This window comes from Nocardia seriolae NBRC 15557, assembly GCF_007990715.1.
Taxonomy (GTDB): Bacteria; Actinomycetota; Actinomycetes; order Mycobacteriales; family Mycobacteriaceae; genus Nocardia; species Nocardia seriolae.
Genome location: NZ_BJWY01000016.1, coordinates 1 through 18431, shown reverse-complemented (window position 1 = coordinate 18431; position 18431 = coordinate 1). Strand labels below are relative to the sequence as shown.

Annotated in this window: 19 protein-coding genes; 8 read left to right on the top strand and 11 right to left on the bottom strand. The window is 68.6% G+C overall.

Features of this window, described 5'->3' with window-relative positions; all coding sequences use genetic code 11:
• The first annotated feature begins 20 nt into the window (after positions 1-20).
• Positions 21-707, top strand: coding sequence for a TetR/AcrR family transcriptional regulator (locus NS2_RS07605; protein WP_033086619.1), 687 nt, complete (start codon positions 21-23; stop codon positions 705-707).
• Here NS2_RS07605 and NS2_RS07600 read toward each other — a convergent pair whose 3' ends face one another.
• The 6 genes from NS2_RS07600 to NS2_RS07575 all read right to left on the bottom strand — a co-directional run bounded on the left by NS2_RS07600 (position 708) and on the right by NS2_RS07575 (position 8852).
• Positions 708-1415, bottom strand: a complete 708-nt coding sequence (locus NS2_RS07600) for a pyridoxamine 5'-phosphate oxidase family protein (protein ID WP_045436729.1) — start codon at positions 1413-1415, stop codon at positions 708-710. It abuts the gene before it with no gap.
• A 73-nt stretch (positions 1416-1488) separates the two neighbouring features.
• Complete coding sequence (locus NS2_RS35875; protein ID WP_036545919.1) at positions 1489-3234, bottom strand: serine/threonine protein kinase; 1746 nt, start codon at positions 3232-3234, stop codon at positions 1489-1491.
• A gap of 132 nt (positions 3235-3366) precedes the next feature.
• Positions 3367-4683 carry a M16 family metallopeptidase gene (locus NS2_RS07590; protein WP_373867306.1) on the bottom strand — a complete coding sequence of 439 codons (1317 nt, stop codon included), beginning with the start codon at positions 4681-4683 and terminating at the stop codon, positions 3367-3369.
• Between the two features lie 130 nt (positions 4684-4813).
• Positions 4814-7075 (bottom strand): polyribonucleotide nucleotidyltransferase, encoded by a 2262-nt coding sequence (locus tag NS2_RS07585; protein WP_033086621.1) that lies wholly within the window; start codon positions 7073-7075, stop codon positions 4814-4816.
• A 396-nt stretch (positions 7076-7471) separates the two neighbouring features.
• Positions 7472-7741, bottom strand: a complete 270-nt coding sequence (gene rpsO, locus NS2_RS07580; RefSeq protein ID WP_033086622.1) for a 30S ribosomal protein S15 — start codon at positions 7739-7741, stop codon at positions 7472-7474.
• 151 nt (positions 7742-7892) lie between these two features.
• Complete coding sequence (locus NS2_RS07575; RefSeq protein ID WP_033086623.1) at positions 7893-8852, bottom strand: bifunctional riboflavin kinase/FAD synthetase; 960 nt, start codon at positions 8850-8852, stop codon at positions 7893-7895.
• Positions 8853-9003: 151 nt separating this feature from the next.
• Between NS2_RS07575 and NS2_RS07570 the strand changes: the two genes are divergently transcribed.
• Complete coding sequence (locus tag NS2_RS07570; protein ID WP_370737284.1) at positions 9004-9756, top strand: metal-dependent transcriptional regulator; 753 nt, start codon at positions 9004-9006, stop codon at positions 9754-9756.
• 4 nt (positions 9757-9760) lie between these two features.
• Here NS2_RS07570 and NS2_RS07565 read toward each other — a convergent pair whose 3' ends face one another.
• Together NS2_RS07565 and NS2_RS07560 are read right to left on the bottom strand one after the other, a co-directional pair.
• The gene (locus NS2_RS07565; protein WP_033086662.1) at positions 9761-10495 is read right to left on the bottom strand and encodes an SDR family oxidoreductase; all 735 of its coding nucleotides are present in this window, start codon (positions 10493-10495) and stop codon (positions 9761-9763) included.
• A gap of 82 nt (positions 10496-10577) precedes the next feature.
• Positions 10578-10937 (bottom strand): hypothetical protein, encoded by a 360-nt coding sequence (locus tag NS2_RS07560; RefSeq protein ID WP_143161258.1) that lies wholly within the window; start codon positions 10935-10937, stop codon positions 10578-10580.
• 137 nt (positions 10938-11074) lie between these two features.
• On the opposite strand from NS2_RS07560, the gene NS2_RS07555 reads away from it, so the two are divergent.
• The 4 genes from NS2_RS07555 (at position 11075) to NS2_RS07540 (ending at position 13868) form a co-directional block, all read left to right on the top strand.
• Positions 11075-11485, top strand: a complete 411-nt coding sequence (locus NS2_RS07555) for a hypothetical protein (RefSeq protein ID WP_033086625.1) — start codon at positions 11075-11077, stop codon at positions 11483-11485.
• Between the two features lie 212 nt (positions 11486-11697).
• A complete protein-coding gene (gene npt / locus NS2_RS07550; protein ID WP_033086663.1) occupies positions 11698-12372 on the top strand; it encodes a 4'-phosphopantetheinyl transferase Npt in 675 nt (224 codons plus the stop codon).
• Complete coding sequence (truB, locus tag NS2_RS07545; protein ID WP_045436736.1) at positions 12372-13325, top strand: tRNA pseudouridine(55) synthase TruB; 954 nt, start codon at positions 12372-12374, stop codon at positions 13323-13325. The genes npt and truB overlap by 1 nt, the downstream gene beginning before the upstream one ends.
• A 147-nt stretch (positions 13326-13472) precedes the next feature.
• Positions 13473-13868, top strand: a complete 396-nt coding sequence (locus NS2_RS07540) for an ester cyclase (protein WP_033086626.1) — start codon at positions 13473-13475, stop codon at positions 13866-13868.
• 33 nt (positions 13869-13901) lie between these two features.
• Here NS2_RS07540 and NS2_RS07535 read toward each other — a convergent pair whose 3' ends face one another.
• The 3 genes from NS2_RS07535 to NS2_RS07525 form a co-directional block, all read right to left on the bottom strand.
• Entirely contained in the window at positions 13902-14498 is a 597-nt protein-coding gene (locus tag NS2_RS07535; RefSeq protein ID WP_033086627.1) for a hypothetical protein, read from the bottom strand.
• On the bottom strand, positions 14426-14842 hold the full coding sequence (locus tag NS2_RS07530; RefSeq protein WP_143161256.1) for a hypothetical protein: 417 nt from the start codon (positions 14840-14842) through the stop codon (positions 14426-14428). Before NS2_RS07530 ends, NS2_RS07535 begins: the two co-directional genes overlap by 73 nt.
• Before the next feature lie 161 nt (positions 14843-15003).
• Positions 15004-16638, bottom strand: coding sequence for an AraC family transcriptional regulator (locus NS2_RS07525; RefSeq protein ID WP_052086158.1), 1635 nt, complete (start codon positions 16636-16638; stop codon positions 15004-15006).
• 259 nt (positions 16639-16897) lie between these two features.
• Between NS2_RS07525 and NS2_RS07520 the strand changes: the two genes are divergently transcribed.
• Positions 16898-17257, top strand: a complete 360-nt coding sequence (locus NS2_RS07520) for a BlaI/MecI/CopY family transcriptional regulator (RefSeq protein WP_033086628.1) — start codon at positions 16898-16900, stop codon at positions 17255-17257.
• On the top strand, positions 17254-18240 hold the full coding sequence (locus NS2_RS07515) for a M56 family metallopeptidase (protein WP_052086159.1): 987 nt from the start codon (positions 17254-17256) through the stop codon (positions 18238-18240). Before NS2_RS07520 ends, NS2_RS07515 begins: the two co-directional genes overlap by 4 nt.
• Positions 18241-18431 lie beyond the last annotated feature (191 nt).

Here is an 18431-nt window from a genome sequence, read left to right as displayed (position 1 = left end):
ATATCTGTAGACTCCTGTCCATGTCGCTCATCTGGGAACGTGATCCGTACCGCCCGAAAAGCCAGGCCCTGAGCGTGGAACGCATCGTGGACGCGTCCATCGCGATCGCCGACGCCGAAGGTCTGGAAGCACTCTCGATGCGCCGCGTCGCCACCGCGCTCTGCACCGGCACGACCACGCTCTACCGCTACGTGGACAGCCGCGACGACCTCCTCGACCTCATGGCCGACGCCGTACAGAACGCCCACGTGCCGCTGACGGGCGACTGGCGCACCGACCTCGAGGCCTACGCCCACCACGAGCGCGAACTATGGCTGCGCCACCCCTGGCTCGCCCCGCTGCTGGCCACCCGGCCGTCCCTCGGCCCCAACGGGCTACGCGGCCTGGAACACGCCCTCACCGCGGCCGCCCCACTCACCACCGACACCGCCGAGGCCGCCTCGGCTGTCGGACTGATCAGGGACTACGTACGCGGCGCGGTCATGCGCGAACTCGCCGAAAAGGAAACCCAAAGGCGCACCGGCCAATCCGAGGACCAATGGCGCGCCGCCGTCGCCCCCTACCTGCGCAAGATCATCGAGAGCGGCTCGTACCCCCGGGTCGCCCGCATGACCGAATCCGCCGACCTGAGCCCGGCCGAACAGTTCTCCTACGGCTTACGCCGCCTCCTCGACGGAATCGCGGCCGTTCAGCAGGCGGCAAAGTGATCACCCACGCGACCCCGCGTCCGGTTTCACCGAAGCACTGCCGACGCCCGCCAATTGCGCACGCAGCGCTTCGTTTTCGCGGCGAAGGTCCTCGATCTGAGCGGTCAGGCGCTGTTGTTCGGTGGCGGCATCGCGGCGTTCCAGGGCGATGGCCTCGTCGAGGCGGGACTTGGTGAAGCGGGGGCGGATGTATTTGACGCAGTTCCAGTTGGCGGCCTCGACGGTGATGAGGATCGCGCGTTCGGTGATTTTCTGGATTGCGCCGTTGTAGGCGGAGGCGACACGGTCGACCAGGGCCGGGTCGTCGATGCGTTCGACCATGCGGGCGCGGCCGTAGACCTTCAGGCGTTCGCGGGTCGGGTAGTCGATGAAGAACAGGGCTACGCGGTCGTTTTCGGTGAGGTTGCCGACTGTCACATATTGGTTGTTGCCCGACAGATCGGCGAAGGCGATGGTTCGGTCGTCGAGAACCTGGACGAAGCCATTGGGGCCGCCACGATGCTGGATGTAGGGCCAGCCGTCGGGGGTGGCGGTGCCGAGGAAGAAGGAGTCGGCGGCGCGGATGAAACCCATGTCGCGCGGCTCGAGGGGCTGCGGCTCGTCGCGACCGTGTTCGAGTTGTGCGCCGTAGTCGCGGTAGCTGCCCGCGATCTTCTGGCGTTCCCGCGACGCCTCCGAAAAGGCGATCTGCGCATACCGATTCGACATCGCGCTCCCTTCGAGGTCCCGCGATCGAATCTAGCAGTACGCCCGTACTGAATTTAGCGGGGTGCGGCCACCGTCACGGTTGGGTGAGCGGCAACGACTTCCACCAGTCGACGACACCGCCGGGTGCGCTCGGCGTGCCCCGGGTGTACATGAGGAACTTCTCGCGCTTGGGGTCGTCGAAGAACGAGGTGGCGAAGGCGGTCGAGGGACGTTCGGAGATCGAGTCGAACCGATAGTTGGTGTACTGCTTCTTGCCGCAGAACTCCTTGAAGGTCTGATCCTCGAACGCGGAGCCGACCAGATGGACCTTCGTGAGCGCGGAGCGAGCCACCGCGCTCGAACTGTAGGAGAAGAGGATGTATTCGTTGACGTCGTGCTCGTTCGAGTACAGGCAGTCCCATGCCGCCATCCAACCCTCGAAGGCCCACGGCGGTGTGAAGCCCTTGGTGTCGTGGTCGACCACGCGGCAGCTCGCGGATGCGAAGCCCGAACCCAATTCCGGTGTGCTCGGAACCAATCCGGGGAACGCGGCACTGATCTGAGCGATTTCGGCGGCAGGGGCCTTCGGTTTCTCCGAATTCCCCGACGACGTCACCAGGAACACCGCCAACCCCAGCGCGGCCGCCAGGCACACGCCGAGCAGGACCACGGCCCGTAACCCCACCAACCATTTGCGAACCGGCCGAGGCGATCTCGCCTCGTCCCGGGGCAACAATGGATGCCGGTCGGAGGCGGGGCCGAAAAGGCCCGGGATATCGGTCAACCGCCCGGAGCGCAGCGCCACCGACGATTGCGGCGCCCGGCGCTGGGCATGAGCGCCCGAGTGCAAGGCACTGGCCTCCGACTGCGATGCCCGAGCCTCCGACTGCAACGGCCGGGCCCCCGCGCCGCCCACGCTCGCCCGCCGTCCGGCCGGAGCCGACTTCACCTGGCGCGCAGGGGTTTCCGGAGTCCGATCCCGGATCGATATGGTGGACGAACCCACCGGATCCCCCACCGCGAGCGCTCGCCGCGCCGCCTCCGCGAACTCGGTACACGACGGGTACCGCTCCGCCGGATTCTTCGCCAGCGCCCGCGCGCGCACCGAGTCCAGGGAGGCGGGCAGTCCCGGCCGGATGCTCCGCACCGGCGGCGGATTGTCGTACAGATGCGACTTCACGATCGCCCCGAGATCACTGGACGGGAACAACGGCACCCCGGTCAGCAAGCGAAACAGCGTGCAGGCCAGCGAATATTGATCCGACCAGGGACCGATCGGCTCGTTCTGCAACTGCTCGGGCGAGGCGTAGGCGAGGGTCGCCATGACCGAACCCGAGCCGGTCAGCCGCGCGGTGTCCTCCTGTAGTCGCGCGATGCCGAAGTCGGTGAGCAATACTCCCGCCTGCTGGTCGCGGGTCTCGCGGGCCAGCATGATGTTGGCGGGCTTGACATCTCGGTGCAGCACCCCGACCCGGTGCGCGTAATCGAGGGCGTCGGCGGTGGCGACGACGATCTCCACGGCCTGCTCGGCGGTCATGCCGGTGACGGACTCGGCCTCCACGCCGTCGACGTACTGCATGGCGATCCATAGTCGCCCGTCCTCGACTCCGCGGTCGTAGACGGTGACCACGCCGACGTGATTCAGCCGCGCGGCCAGATCGGCCTCGCGCTCGAAGCGCACGTGAGTCTCGGTGTTGCCGTGGTATTCCGGATTGAGCAGCTTCAGCGCGATCCACCTGGGCAGGCGCGGGTGACGAGCCAGGTACACGGCACCCATCCCCCCGCGTCCGAGCTCGCGCTCTATGAGGTACCCGGCGAAGATCTCACCTGGTCTGAGCACTGACCCCTCCCATCTGCGAGGTGATCATAGCCACAAACCGGCATCCCTCACAGGATGTGCGGAGCTACTGGCGAGTAGCCGTCTCAGTCGGTGAGACGGCTACTCGCACAGGCAAACAGATACCCGCCGCGCTCAGGGCACGAGACGGCGCACGGCGGCGGGCAGGTCGCGGGTGCGGCGGTACGGACCGGCGACCGCCACACCCAAGGGGCGGGCGAGCAGGGTCGCCGCGATCCGCGACACCTCGTCGGTGGTGACTTCGTCTATGCGGGCGAGGGTTTCGGAGACGCTGCGGTGGTTGCCGTAGCTGAGTTCGGAGCGGCCGATGCGGTTCATGCGGGAGCCGGAGTCCTCGAGGCCGAGTACCAGGCCGCCGCGCAACGAACCCTTGGCGCGGGCGCACTCGGCGTCGGTGATGCCGTCGGCGGCCACCTCTTCGAGCACCCCGCGCGCCAAACTGGCCACGTGGCCCAGGTTTTCGGGCTGACAGCCGATGTAGACCGAGAACGCTCCGGTGTCGGCGAAGGTGTCCACGCTGGAGTACACCGAGTACGCCAGGCCGCGCTCCTCCCGGATGCGCTGGAACAGCCGCGAACTCAGGCCGCCGCCGAGCACGGTGTTGAGAACCGAGAGCGGCCAGCGCTTCTCGCCCTCGTGCCGCCCGAAGGCTCGGGTGCCGAACACCAGGTGCGCCTGCTCGCTGTCGCGCGGGATGCGCAGCAACTCCGGATTGCCGCGCGGGCGGAACTTGCCCTCGCGCCGCGGCGCGGGCTCCAGACCGGGCTCGAGCCGATTCGTGAAGGCGCGGTACACCAATTCGACGACGTGCTCGTGCTCGATATTGCCCGCGACCGCCACCACCATCCGGTCGGGCCGATACCGCCGCAGATGGAACGAGCGCAGCTGCTGGGCCTGCATGGACTCGATGGTCTCGACGCTGCCGATCACCGGCCGCCCGATCGGATGATCGCCGAACAGCGCGGTCAGGAAGGCGTCGCCGACCATATCCTCGGGATCGTCGTCGCGCATGGAGATCTCCTCCAGCACCACCTGACGCTCCACCGACACGTCCTCGACGCGGCACAGACCGTTGAGCACCACATCCGAGACCAGGTCCACCGCCAGCGGCAGATCCTCATCCAGAACGTGTGCGTAGTAACAGGTCTGCTCCTTGGCGGTGAACGCGTTCAGCTCACCGCCGACGGCATCCATGGCCTGCGCGATATCGAGCGCCGAACGGGTCGGCGTGGCCTTGAAGAGCAGATGTTCGAGGAAGTGCGCGGCCCCGGCCACGGTCGGTCCCTCATCACGCGAGCCGACCCCGACCCACACGCCGACCGACGCCGAGCGAACCCCCGGCACATGCTCGGTGACCACCCGTAGCCCGCCGGGCAGCACGGTGCGCCGGACTCCGATGTCCGTGGCGGCAGCCTCTTTCTGAGCGATCACCAGTGAAGAGCCCCCCTGCTCCAGATTCCGGAGCAGAGGGGCAAGGTCCTTCGCGCCGTGCGCGGAGTCTGTCGCGGTGCGCGCGGATCCCGCGCGCACCGCGGACTGCTTCTTCGTCACAGAGAAATAATTACTCTGCGTTGGCCTCGACCGCAGCCGAGGCTTCGGAGTTGTCCGAATCCTCGTCGATCGGCACCAGCGAGATCTTGCCGCGGTTGTCGATGTCGGCGATCTCGACGCGGATCTTGTCGCCCACGTTGACCACATCCTCGACCTTGGCGACGCGCTTGCCGTTGCCCAGCTTCGAGATGTGGACCAGACCGTCGCGGCCCGGCAGCAGCGAGACGAACGCGCCGAAGGCGGTGGTCTTGACGACCGTGCCCAGGAAGCGCTCGCCGACCTTCGGCAGCTGCGGGTTGGCGATGGCGTTGATCGCGTCGATCGCGGCCTGCGCCGACGGGCCGTCGGTCGCGCCGACGAACACGGTGCCGTCATCCTCGATGGAGATGTTGGCGCCGGTGTCCTCGGTGATCTGGTTGATGACCTTGCCCTTGGGCCCGATCACCTCGCCGATCTTGTCCACCGGGATCTTGATGGCCGTGACGCGCGGAGCGTAGGGGCTCATCTCGTCCGGGGTGTTGATGGCCTCGGCCATGACATCCAGGATGGTGTAGCGCGCGTCCTTGGCCTGGTTCAGCGCACCGGCCAGCACCTGCGACGGGATGCCGTCGAGCTTGGTGTCCAGCTGCAGCGCGGTGACGAACTCGCGGGTACCGGCGACCTTGAAGTCCATGTCGCCGAAGGCATCCTCGGCGCCCAGGATGTCGGTGAGGGCCACGTAGCGGACCTCGTCCTCACCCTTGTCGTTCTTCACGGTGTCCGACACCAGGCCCATGGCGATACCGGCGACGGGGGCCTTGAGCGGCACACCGGCGTTCAGCAGCGACAGGGTCGAGGCGCACACGGAACCCATCGAGGTGGAACCGTTGGAGCCCAGCGCCTCCGACACCTGACGGATGGCGTAGGGGAACTCCTCCTGCGACGGCAGGACGGGCACCAGCGCACGCTCGGCGAGCGCGCCGTGGCCGATCTCGCGGCGCTTGGGCGAGCCCACGCGACCGGTCTCACCGGTGGAGAACGGCGGGAAGTTGTAGTGGTGCATGTAGCGCTTGGAGGTCTCCGGGCCGAGCGAGTCGACCTGCTGCGCCATCTTCACCATGTCGAGGGTGGTGACGCCCAGGATCTGGGTCTCGCCACGCTCGAACAGCGCCGAACCGTGGGCGCGGGGAACCACCGCGACCTCGGCGGACAGGGCGCGGATGTCGGCCAGGCCACGGCCGTCGATGCGGAAGCTGTCGGTCAGGATGCGCTGGCGCACCAGCTTCTTGGTGACCGAGCGGAACGCCGCGCCGATCTCCTTCTCGCGACCGGCGAAGGACTCGGCCAGCTCGGAGAGCACGGCGAGCTTGATCTCGTCGATCTTGGCCTCGCGCTCCTGCTTGTCCGCGATGGACAGCGCCTCTTTCAGCTCACGCTTCGAGGTGCCCTCGACCGCCTCGAAGGCGTCGGCCTGGTACGGCAGGAAGATCGGGAACTCTTCGGTCGGCTTGGCGGCCAGGGCAGCCAGGTCGGCCTGCGCCTTGCACAGCCGCGCGATGAACGGCTTGGCGGCCTCGAGGCCCTCGGCCACAACGGTTTCCGTCGGCGCGGTGGCGCCGTCGGCGATCAGGGCGAGCACCTTGTCGGTGGCCTCGGCCTCGACCATCATGATGGCGACGTCACCGTCGACCACGCGGCCCGCGACGACCATGTCGAAGACGGCGCCCTCGAGCTGCTCGACGGTCGGGAACGCGACCCACTGGCCCTCGATCAGCGCGACGCGCACGCCGCCGACCGGACCGGAGAACGGCAGGCCCGCGATCTGGGTGGACGCCGAAGCGGCGTTGATCGCGACCACGTCGTAGAGATCCTTGGGATCCAGCGACATGACGGTCACCACGACCTGGATCTCGTTGCGCAGGCCTTCGACGAAGGACGGGCGCAGCGGCCGGTCGATCAGGCGGCAGGTCAGGATCGCGTCGGTGGAGGGACGGCCCTCGCGACGGAAGAACGAGCCGGGGATGCGACCCGCGGCGTACATGCGCTCCTCGACGTCCACCGTCAGCGGGAAGAAGTCGAACTGGTCCTTGGGCTGCTTGGAGGCGGTGGTCGCCGACAGCAGCATGGTCTCGTCATCGAGGTAGGCGACCACGGAACCCGCGGCCTGCTTGGCCAGACGGCCGGTCTCGAAGCGGATGGTGCGAGTTCCGTAGCTGCCGTTGTCGATCAGGGCGACGGACTCGAAAACGCCGGGCTCGACCTCGGCGGCGGCACTGGTCTGGGTGTCAGACATGTGTTTTATCTCAACCTCTCGTCTTCGCCGGTGGTCGCACATTCCTCTCGTGCGATCCGGCTCGTCGACCGTACCCGGCATGGGCGCGCGCCGACCCTCGTGGTCAGCGGCACGCACACCCGGCCCTATCCCCCCTGGGATACGGCGACGCGGAGGCGGTCATCGATCGAAGCCCTCCGGGCGCGCATGGTTCATCTCTTGCCACGCCCCGAAAAGCCACTACCGAAGACCGACGCCACGCGGCGGGTGCATACGGCTTCTGTTGGCGTATACACGTCTCGACCTCCCCCTCGTGGGGAAATCGGACACATATGCGAAAGGCCAACGAGGAGATTCTATGCCTCCTCGTTGACCGGTTCGTCAACTACCTCTGCTGGCAGAGGCATGTCACTGAAATCAGCGACGCAGGCCCAGGCGCTCGATCAGCGAGCGGTAACGCTCGATGTCCTTGGCCTGCAGGTACTTCGAGAGCCGGCGACGACGACCGATCAGCGCCAGCAGACCGTGGCGGGTGTGGTGGTCGTGCTTGTGGGTCTTGAGGTGCTCGGTCAGATCCGCGATCCGCTTCGACAGCAGCGCGATCTGCGCCTCCGGGGAACCGGTGTCGGTCGGGTGGATCCGGTACTCGGCCAGAATGGCCTGCTTCTGCTCGGTGGTCAGAGCCACTGATATCTCCTGGTGTTTCAGTCCGCGCTCGATAAGGAACCTCGGGAGGTTTCCTTCGGGTGCCGCCGCGAACCGCAGCAAACCCGACGAGCCAGCTTACCGGAGGCCGCACGCTCGCGGAAATCGGCCTCGGCTCGGCGTATTCGCGGCCTTATTCGCCGGTCTCGTCGTCGAGGACCTTGCGCGCCTGGTCGACGTCCTTGCCGATGGCCTCGACCAGTGCCTCGATGGACTCGAATTTGCGCATGCCGCGCAGTTGCTCGACGAAGTCCACGCCGACGTGCTTGCCGTAGAGGTCGCCGTCGAAGTCCAGCAGGTGCGGCTCGACCGTGCGATTGCGACCGTCGAAGGTCGGGTTGGTGCCCACCGAGATGGCGGCCATATAGCGCTGACCGGCGAATTCGTCGCCGGGCTCGACGACGGTGAACCAGCCCGCGTACACCCCGTCGGCGGGAATCGCGGCGTGCATGGTCGGGGCCACGTTCGCGGTCGGGAAGCCCAGGCCCTTGCCGCGGCCGTCACCGTGCACGACCACGCCCTCGACGCGGTGCGGGCGGCCCAGCGCCTCGGCGGCCGCGCCCACATTGCCCTCGGACAGGCAGCCGCGGATGTAGGTAGAGGAGAAGGTGACCGCGTGCTCGCCCAGCAACTGCACGCCGTCCACGTCGAAGCCGTACTGCGCGCCGAGCTCACGCATGGTGTCCAGGGTGCCCGCGGCCTGCTTGCCGAAGGTGAAGTTGTCGCCGATCACCACCTCGGCCACGTGCAGCCGGTCCACCAGCAGGTTCTGGACGTACTCCTGCGGGGTCAGCTTCATGAAGTCGCGGGTGAAGGGCATGACGACGAACACGTCGATGCCGAGCTCCTCGACCAGCTCCGCACGCCGGTCCAGGGTGGACAGCTGCGACGGATGCGAACCGGGCCGCACCACGTCCAGCGGGTGCGGGTCGAAGGTCATGAGCACCGACGGAACGCCCCGCACTGCAGCGGATTTCACCGCGCGGCTGATGAGCTGGGCGTGACCGCGATGAACGCCGTCGAACACCCCGATCGTGAGGACACACCGGCCCCAGTCCGCGGGCATCTCCTCGAGGCTTCGCCATCTCTGCACACCGGAAGCCTACGCAAAGCGCGTGTCGGACAATATTCGGCGGTGCGGATCTTCCCGGCCGGAAGCACGGCCGTCACCGCGAGTTCACCCGGGACGCGACCGCCGCGAGCCGATGTGTGAAACCGCGCGGGGTGTGCATAAGCTCGGTGACGTGCCCGGAAAACGAGACATCGCTACCCGCCGCGAGTTGGCCGATCCGTCCGCACCTTCCGAACTCGACGGCAAGATCACCACGGTCGCCCCGGTGCTGTCGTCGGTCGCCCAGGACTATTTGAAGGTGATCTGGACCGCGCAGGAGTGGTCGCCGGAGAAGGTGTCGACCAAGCTGCTCGCGGAGAAGATCGGGGTGTCCGCGTCGACGGTGTCCGAGGCCGTCCGCAAGCTCGCCGACCAGGGGCTGGTCGAGCACGCGCGCTACGGGTCCATCACGCTCACCGAGGACGGCCGCCGCGCCGCCATCGCCATGGTGCGCCGGCACCGGCTCATCGAGACCTTCCTGGTCAACGAGCTCGGCTACGGCTGGGACGAGGTGCACGACGAGGCCGAGGTGCTCGAGCACGCGGTCTCCGAGACCCTGGTGGCGCGCATCGACGCCAAACTCGGCCATCCCGACCGGGATCCGCACGGCGACCCGATCCCCTCGGTGGACGGCGCGGTGCCCACTCCCCCGGCCCGCCAGCTCAGCGACTTCGACGCCGGTGAATCCGGGCGGGTGGCCCGGATCTCCGATTCGGATCCGGCCATGCTGCGCTACTTCGACTCCCTCGGCATCGCCCTGGACACCCCGATCGCGGTGGTGGAGCGCCGCGATTTCGCGGGCACCATCGCGGTGCGGGTCGAGGAGAAGACCATCGACCTCGGCAGCATTGCCACCGAGGCCATCTGGTTGAGCGAAGCGCACTAGCGGATCAGACCAGGCGGTGGCCGCCGTCGACGTGCAGCACCGTGCCGGTGACGAATTCGCTGCCGAGCAGTGAGAGTACCGCCGCCGCAATGTCTTCCGGCTTGCCCAGGCGGCGAGCGGGCAGCTTCTCGGCCATGGCGGCGAGACGCTCGTCCTTGTCCTCCCAGGGCATCTGATCCCAGATTCCGGTCATCACCCAGCCCGGGGAGACGGCGTTGACGCGGATCGGCGCGAGCTCTACCGCGAGTGCGCGCACCAGGCCCTCGAGTGCGGCGTTCACCGAGGCCACCATGGCCCCGCCCACGGCCGGACGGTAGGCGGCGATGCCGGAAATGTAGGTGAGCGAGCCGTTCTCGGTGAGGCGGGCGTGCTTGGCCAGCAGCATCGAGCCGATGAGCTTGGTCTCGATGAAGCCGCGGCCGTGCTCGAAATCGAAGGTGGCGATCGGGCCGTAGGCCCCGGCCAGGTCGGCGGCGGTGCTGATCACGTGATCGACCGTGCCGACCGTCTCGAACAGCCGCGACACCTGGTCCTCGTCGGTGATGTCGGCCGCGACGGCGCTGAGTTTCCCGTCGCCGAGTTCGCGCACCGCGTCGGCCAGGCGCTGCTCGGAGCGGCCGACGATGATCACCTCGTGGCCGTGGGTCAGCAAAGCGTCGGCGATGGCCTGACCCATGCCCGACCCGCCGCCCACGACCACGACGCGGCTGGACTGTTCCGTAATTCCCTTGTTCGTCATGGTTTTCAGCCAACCGTGGGCGGGCGGCATCGTCCACGACGCAAGATCGAAGGCGTGTGAGGCCGAGGCTAACGGCCCTTGTTCACGCCCCGGCGCGGCGCATGTAGCAGTTGGTTTCGATGACCGCGCCGGGATCCAGGCGCTCGGTCCATCCGGCGGGTCCCACCGCGCGAATCGTGTCCGTCCACGGCGTGTACGGCTTGCCCGCGGCGTCGTGACCCGGATACGGCACGTATCCCCAGTAGCAGGCGAGCCCGCCCGCGGGCGGCGCGAACACCCAGGTGTCGGCCCCGATGTCCGCCCCGACCGCGACCTGCCGGATCTGCTGCTGCGCAACGACATTCGGATCACCGTTGCTGACGTCCCCCGGGGCCGCGCCCGCCACCCCGATCGTCATCACGAAAGTCGCTCCCGCCGCTCCCGCGCCGAATACCCGTCTCATCCCCACCCGTTCCTTCGCAAAGATTCCAACGACACCTATTTCACATCAGCGAACGTGTCAGCGCAGTGTCAGGTCCATATCAGCGCGGACGGCGAAGGTTGGTCACATCGACACGAACTCCCAAGGAGCGCAACATCATGACCATCACCCTCACCGACCAGGACAAGCTGACCCTGCGCACCGCCGCCTTCGGCGCGGTCTCGCTGATCGCCGCCGCCGGCGCGGCCGGTGGCTCGCCGCACAAGGCGGCCACCCAGGGCAGCATCACGCTGGGCACCGCGACCGGACTGGTCGGGCATGTGCTGGCCGAGAAGGCCAAGAGCGTCAAGCTCGACGGCAAGAACGTCGCCGAACTGGCCGACCTGGTGCTGCCCGCGCTGACCGCGTCCATGAGCCTGCTCGCCCAGCAGGCCCCGGCCGAGGCCGACAACTTCCGCGGCACCGTCCTGGTGGCGGTCGAGGCGGCCGTCCAGGCGCACAAGGGTCGGCTCAGCCCGGCCATCACCGAGATGAGCCGCAAGATCACCGCGGCCCTCGACGCCGCGTAGGCGCGACGGTTATCGGTACAGCGGACCGGACAGGGCTCACCCCCTGTCCGGTCCGCCGCGTTTTCGCCACCACCGGCCGGGGTGGGTGGATACGGCCGGGCGAGCGGGCGACCGGCTCCGGTCTGCCCGGTAGGCTCGATTCGGCAGTGCAGGATGCGAGCAGGAGGCGGGTCATCGAGGAGCGGGCGGGCGCGGCGACGGAATCGGCGCGCATACTCGGCAGGATTCTGCCCAACGGGGTGGCCGCGGCCGAGCTGACGGCATACCCGGAGGACCTGAAACCGCATCCCGGAGAGGAACATCTGATCGCCCGGGCGGTGGAGAAGCGGCGGCGCGATTTCATCGGCGCGCGGTATTGCGCGCGGCAGGCGCTGACCCAGCTCGGTGAGCCAGCGGTGGCCATCGGCAAGGGCGGCACTGGGGAGCCGGTGTTTCCGCGCGGCATCGTCGGCAGCCTCACCCACTGCGACGGGTATCGGGCCGCGGCGCTCGGGCACCGGTTGCGCTTCCGGTCCATCGGCATCGATGCCGAACCGCACGACAAGCTGCCGGACGGGGTCATCGATTCGGTGAGCCTGGCCCCCGAGCGGGAATGGCTGACGACCGTGCTGCCGGGCACCGGCCTGCATCTGGACCGACTGCTGTTCTGCGCCAAGGAGGCCACCTACAAGGCGTGGTTCCCGCTCACCGGCCTGTGGCTGGGTTTCGAGGACGCGCACATCACCTTCACCGTGGACGAGGAGTCCGCGGGCGGCGGGTCGGGCACCTTCCACAGCGACCTGCTCATCCCCGGTCCGGTGACCGACGGCGGCACCGCGCTGAGCTCGTTCGACGGCCACTGGCTGATCAGCGACGGCCTCATTCTGACCGCGATCGTGGAGGCCTGATGGGAGCCGTGCAAGCCAAGCGCGAAAAGCTGCCGCCGCGCGTCGACGCCTTCGGCGGGCTGGTCATCGTCGACAAGGACGGCGGCTGGACCAGCCACGATGTGGTGGCCAAGTGCCGAGGTCTGTTGCGTACCAAGAAGGTCGGGCACGCGGGCACCCTCGATCCGATGGCCACCGGCGTGCTGGTGCTGGGCGTGGAGCGGGCCACCAAACTGCTCGGCCAGCTGATCCTGACCACCAAGGCCTATACCGCCACCATCCGGCTGGGACAGTCCACCATCACCGATGACGCCGAGGGCGAGGTGACCGCCACCGCGGCGGCCGGGCATCTCACCGACGCCGAGATCGCCGCGCGCATTGCCGAATTGACCGGCGACATCCAGCAGGTGCCCGCCACGGTCAGCGCCATCAAGATCAATGGTGAGCGCGCCTACGCCCGCGCCCGCGCCGGTGAAGAGGTGGAGCTGGCCGCCCGGCCGATCACCGTGAGCCGCTTCGAGGTCCTCGCGCGCCGTGATATCGACACCGGGGCAACGCAATTCGTGGACCTGGATGTCGAGGTGGAGTGCTCCTCGGGCACCTACATCCGCGCCCTGGCCCGCGATCTCGGTGAGAAGCTCGGCGTCGGCGGGCATCTCACGGCGCTGCGCCGCACCCGGGTCGGCCCGTTCACCCTCGAGCACGCCCGCACCCTGGATCAGCTGGCCGCGTCCGCCGCGGCGGACGAGCCGATGCTGAGCCTGGATATCGACGCGGCCGTGCGTGCCGCGTTCCCAGTTCGCGACATCACCGACGCCCAGGCCGGGGATCTGCGCAACGGCCGCTGGCTGGAGCCGATTGGTCTGCAAGGGGTCTACGCGGCCATCGATCCGGCCGGGCAGGCGGTCGCGCTACTGAAGGAGTCCGGCAAGCGTGCCTCCTCGGTCATGGTGGTCCGCCCCGCCAATCTCTGACCCGGGACTGCCCAACCTCTGACCCGGTGCCGCCCAATCGCTTACGCGGTGCCGCCCAATCGCCTCGTGGTGCCGCCCAATCGCTTACGCGGCGGTATCCGGCGGAGGACCATGGAGAGGTCGTTCGGCCGCCAAAGGAGGCGACTCGTGCCCACCGACCTCTCCCTCGAGTCCATGAAGCAGTTCGTCGCCGACCACTTCGAGGAATTCGTCAATCGCCGCAATGCCGCGGTCATCCACCGCAATATGACCCCGGACTTCCTCGACCACGACGGCCCCGGTGGTCAGCCCACCGACCTCATCGGCGACGAGAAGATGATGCTCGGCATGTACGAGGCCCTGCCCGACCTGCACGTCACCATCGTGGACATGCTCGCCGAGGGCGATCGGGTGATGTGCCGCAATATCTGGCGCTGGACCGATCGCACCACCGGCCGGCCCATGACCTTCCAGGGTTTCGTCCTGTGGCGCTTCCAGGGCCGCCGCATCGCCGAACGCTGGGCCACCGTCACCCAGCCGTCCGCGCACCCGGGCTGGGCGTAGCACCCTGGCTGGGCATAGCGCCCGGGTGCGGCCTCACCGAAATCGCCCCAATTCCCGGACCAGCCCGCACATTCCGGCCGCGGCCAGCGCCACGCAGCCCGGAGCCGCGGTGATCCAGGCGATATTGAAGATATTGCGGCGCCAGAACGCGTAGTGATGGCTCAGCGCCACCTCGATCATCAGCATCCCGACCGGGTACACCAGGGCGACCAGGATGGCGAAGATGAGTCCCAGCATGGATTTCCGCAGCCGTTCACCGGCGGCGGGATCGGCGCGGGTCTGCAACGCGGTGAACAGCAGCAGCACGCCCGCGGTGATCAGGGTTAGGGAGAAGACCGCGGTGTAGGCGTCGCTGCCGATCGAATCGACCGCGACGATGGCCGCGGCCGGCACCCGCGACGCGGCGCCGGCCAGGTACAGCGTCGTCATCGCGATCAGCACCAATCCGATTGCGAGCAGCCGGGTTTCACCGAAACCGCCCCGGCCGTGCACCCGCTGGATGAACACCAGCAGCGAGTAGACCGCGAGGACGGCCGGCACGTCGGACAGGAAGCAGGTCACATTGGCCAGGCCGATCTGCCCGTAGACGAACCGGTCGATCTGCTCGTCCATGGGCGGCACGCGCAGCATGAAGGCGGCTCACCCATCGCCAGTCCGGCCTGCTCCTCGGCGCCGTCGCGGTCATCGACGACCGGATCATCGCCGCGCCCCGGATCGGCCTCACCCATCGCCAGTCCGGCCTGCTCCTCGGCGCGGCCGAACGCGCCTTTCACCACCCGCCCCGCAAGGCCGACGGCTGGCGGCACGGCGTCCGCCGCGGTGTCGGCGGCATCTGGACCTCGCTGATCTCGGTGCCGGTCGACGAATTCCTCGACCGGGCCACCGTCATCCGCCGCTCCCAATCGGTAGCGGGTGCCTGTCTCGCCCCGCGCTTCGAAATCGCCCGGCTCACTTAGCAGTTCGCGGGGAGCCACCCGAAATCCGCGTCGGCTCGACCGCAGTTCTCGACGGCACCAACGCAGTTCGGAAAAGCTCCACGGCAGTTCGCAACAGCTCCACCGCAGTTCGCAGCACCTCCACGGCAGGACCGCATCGGAAGGTTGTGCAGATGGCGAGACCGCGCGCGCTCGGATATCTACGGCGGGATGTCGCCGGAATCCGCCAGCAATGGCACGAAGGCCGAATCCGCAGCCTGGCGTCGAGACTCGGTTACGACCTCTGCAAGACGCTGGTCTTCGGCCCCGACACCGATCACCCGGTCGAACGCTTGCGCCGCGCGGTCGACCGCACCGGGGCCGCGGCCGTATTCGTACCCGGCACAGACCATTTCGACGACGGGGTCCCCGCCGAGCTGCTGCACCGCGCCGACGTGATCGCCGTCGACACCGGCAAGGTGCACACCCATCTGGGCGGGCGGCACCGGGCGCATCTGCTGCCGGTCGAGGATCGCGAGCACCGGGGCATGCGGCTCGGGAATCTCCGCCCGGCCGAACGCGGACCGGCCTATTCCACCCGGCTGCTGAATCTGCTCGACACGGCGGCGGCCATCGCCGACACCGCCGGGCAGCCGCGCACGAGTACCGAGCACATCCCGCTGGCACTGCTCCAGTGCCCGGACGCGATCGGACCGGAGGCGATCGAGCGCACCGGACTCGAACCCTCGATCTACTAATCGCGCCTGACCGCGCTCATCTGCCGGGCCGACGCCGGGCGCGGACGCGCACCGTTCGCGTGGTTCGGCGGCCGGGCCCAGCGCGGCGGTCCGGGTCCGGCTCGGCGGCTCACCGTTCCATCTGATGTAGGCGCGCCGGAACTCACGGGCATCGCCGAATCCGGTTTCGGCCGCGATGCGCGCGATCGTCATCCCGGTCTCGCGCACCAGGCGCGAGCCGCGCTGCCGTCGGACCCGATCGCGGATATCGGTGAACGACTCCCCCGAGACCTGCAACTGCCGCCGCAGCGTCCGCTCGGTCACGAACAGCCGATCGGCGACCTCCACCATGGTCGGGGCCACGCGCAGGTTCTCCCCGAGGATGGATTCCACCGCCTTGACGGTGACCGGCCGGGGATCGATCACGCCGCGCATCCGGCGGCAGGTCTCGAGCGCGATGGTCAGGCTGGCCGCGCTGCGGGTCGGGATCTCCCGCTCGAGCAGCCCGGCTGGAATGACCAATTCGTTTCCGGCGCAGTCGAACTCGACCGGACAGCGGAAGAAGCGCCGATACTCGGCCGAGTAACCCGGCTCCGGGCAGCTCAGCCTGATCAGGACGGGATCGATGTCCTCGCCGAGCAGCGAGCGGCCGAACGCCGCCACCGCCGACATCGCCTCCTCGCAGAAGAAGCGGACGAGCTCCGGGTCCGGCACGCGTTCGAGCACCCGCATCGCGGGCGAGCCGCCACGCTCGGTGAGGGCGACATCCACCAGACTGCCGGTCAGCCGGTGCCACTCCAACCCGATGGCCAGGGCGTCGGCGAGGGTGCGCGCGGAGCGCATCGCGAATCCGACGATGCCGAAGCCGACGGCCACGTCGCGCGATCCGATCGCCAGCCCGATCGGCGCCTCCGGCATGGCTCGCAGCGCGCGGCGGATGACCGTCGTCGCCTGCCGATAGGACACCAGCGCCTGCGGCGCGTCCAGAACCGCGACCGAGACGCCGGTGCCCTGGAACCACGGCCGCGCGTCGACGCCGCTTTCGGCGGCGAGCGCGCACAGCCGCACCAGCGTGGTCGGCGGGATGGTCGCGAGGTCTGCGGGTGCAACTACTTCCATTAGTGGTGATCCTCCGGTTCCTCACCTGCGCGAGTTCTGCGTGCGGCGCCGAATGGCCGAGACCCCGACAACCATGCACTTCCGGCCGGCACCCAACCGTTTCCAGTTCAGGACGCTGTTCGATCTCGATCGAATACTATGCAACATAGTTTTTATGAGCCGAGCCTGAGAGCAGGGCAAGTTTTTCGTGGGAGCAGTGGGCCGTCGGTACTATTGCGGATAGTAGGGAGAAGCGAGCAACGAAGGAGCAGGTCGGCGCATGCAAGGATTGGGTCCCCTGGAGGCACGCGTCATGAACGTGCTCTGGGGTACGACCGAGGCCCTGAGCGTGCGCGACCTCGTCGAACGACTACCCGGCGAGCCCGCCTACACCACCGTCCTCACCGTCGTCACCCATCTCTACGAGAAGAGCTGGGTCGACCGGCTCAAGCATCGCCGGGCCTACCTCTATCGCCCCGCCCACAGCCAGGTCGAGGCGACCGCGCGGGCCCTGCGTGAACTCGTCGACAACAGCGACGACCCGGCGGCGGTCCTGCTGCACTTCGCCCGCACCGCCAGCGAGACCGAATCCGAGGCCCTGCATCGCGGACTGCGGGACGGAGGCGGCACCGACCGGTGATCATCGCGTGCGCGTTCCTGCTGTGCGCCGTCGTCCTGGGTTTCGCGGGACCGCCGGTGCTGCACCGTACGCACCACGCGTTCCGGCCCGGGTCGGCGATCACTGTCTGGCTGGCCTCGGTGGCGGCCGCGGTGGTCTTCGGCGTCGGTGGGATCGTGCTGCTCGTCCTCGCCGAGCCGACCCGGCCCGAGCACCTGGCCGAGCGCGCCGCGCCCAGCCTGTCCGCCATCGAATGCGGTCTGCCCGCTTGGGTTTCACTCGGGGCGGCCGGGATCGGCGCGGGCCTCGCGGCGGTCGTGGCAGGCCGCTGGATCGGCGCGGCACGCCGGGCGCGGCAAGCGCACGCGGCGGCCCTGCGCAAGCACCGGGCGTTCGCGTTGCTGACCGGCACGGAAATCGAGGCGACAGAAGTCATCTGGCTCGAGCACGACCGCCCGCTGGCCTACAGCCTCGACGGCCGGCCCGGCCTGGTGGTGGCCAGCGACGGGCTCGCCCGGCGACTCGGCGACGAGCAGCGGCGCGCCGTCATCGCGCACGAACACGCGCATCTGCGACGCCGGCACCACCAGCTGTTGCGTGCGAGCCGGGCCATCGCCCATGCCGCACCGAGGGTTCCGCTCTTCGCGGCCGCGCCGGGGGCGATCGAGTCGCTCATCGAGCTCGACGCGGACGCCCACGCCGCGGACGCCACGAGTCCGGCCACGGTGCGTTCGGCCCTGACCGCCATGACCGGCCGCACCAATCGGACCAGCGGGCGACTGCCCACGGACCTGGTCGATCTGCGGCTGCGCAGGCTGGAGTCCGCGGTGCGGCCCGCACGCCGGGGGCTCGGCTGGATCGTGGCGCCGGTGCTGCCGGTCTGCGTGGCGCTCGTCATCACCGCGCTCACCCTCGGCATCGTGGGGTACACCGCGTGCCTGGCATTCGGTGAGCATCATCAACGGCCGGGCCAGTCGGCCGGAATCGAGTACCGCCACGGCTAGGGCGTTCGACGACCACGCCCGCGCGGACGAAAGCGGCAGTGCCGCAGGCCGAAACACGGCAGTGCCGCCGGGATGATGAGGCATCCCGGCGGCACTGCGGGTGGGATGCAGCCGGAGGGGGTTCAGTGCGGCTGCGGAGGGGTGGGCCGGCAATTGCCGGACTCATTGCCGACCCATTGCTACGTTAATAC

Excerpts from the sequence above, each read along its gene's own strand:
- NS2_RS07605 (WP_033086619.1), top strand. The coding sequence starts at position 21 with ATGTCGCTCATCTGGGAACGTGATCCGTACCGCCCGAAAAGCCAGGCC.
- NS2_RS07600 (WP_045436729.1), bottom strand. The coding sequence starts at position 1,415 with ATGTCGAATCGGTATGCGCAGATCGCCTTTTCGGAGGCGTCGCGGGAA.
- NS2_RS07585 (WP_033086621.1), bottom strand. The coding sequence starts at position 7,075 with ATGTCTGACACCCAGACCAGTGCCGCCGCCGAGGTCGAGCCCGGCGTT.
- NS2_RS07565 (WP_033086662.1), bottom strand. The coding sequence starts at position 10,495 with ATGACGAACAAGGGAATTACGGAACAGTCCAGCCGCGTCGTGGTCGTG.
- NS2_RS07560 (WP_143161258.1), bottom strand. The coding sequence starts at position 10,937 with ATGAGACGGGTATTCGGCGCGGGAGCGGCGGGAGCGACTTTCGTGATG.
- NS2_RS07555 (WP_033086625.1), top strand. The coding sequence starts at position 11,075 with ATGACCATCACCCTCACCGACCAGGACAAGCTGACCCTGCGCACCGCC.
- truB (WP_045436736.1), top strand. The coding sequence starts at position 12,372 with ATGGGAGCCGTGCAAGCCAAGCGCGAAAAGCTGCCGCCGCGCGTCGAC.
- NS2_RS07535 (WP_033086627.1), bottom strand. The coding sequence starts at position 14,498 with ATGCTGCGCGTGCCGCCCATGGACGAGCAGATCGACCGGTTCGTCTAC.
- NS2_RS07525 (WP_052086158.1), bottom strand. The coding sequence starts at position 16,638 with ATGGAAGTAGTTGCACCCGCAGACCTCGCGACCATCCCGCCGACCACG.
- NS2_RS07520 (WP_033086628.1), top strand. The coding sequence starts at position 16,898 with ATGCAAGGATTGGGTCCCCTGGAGGCACGCGTCATGAACGTGCTCTGG.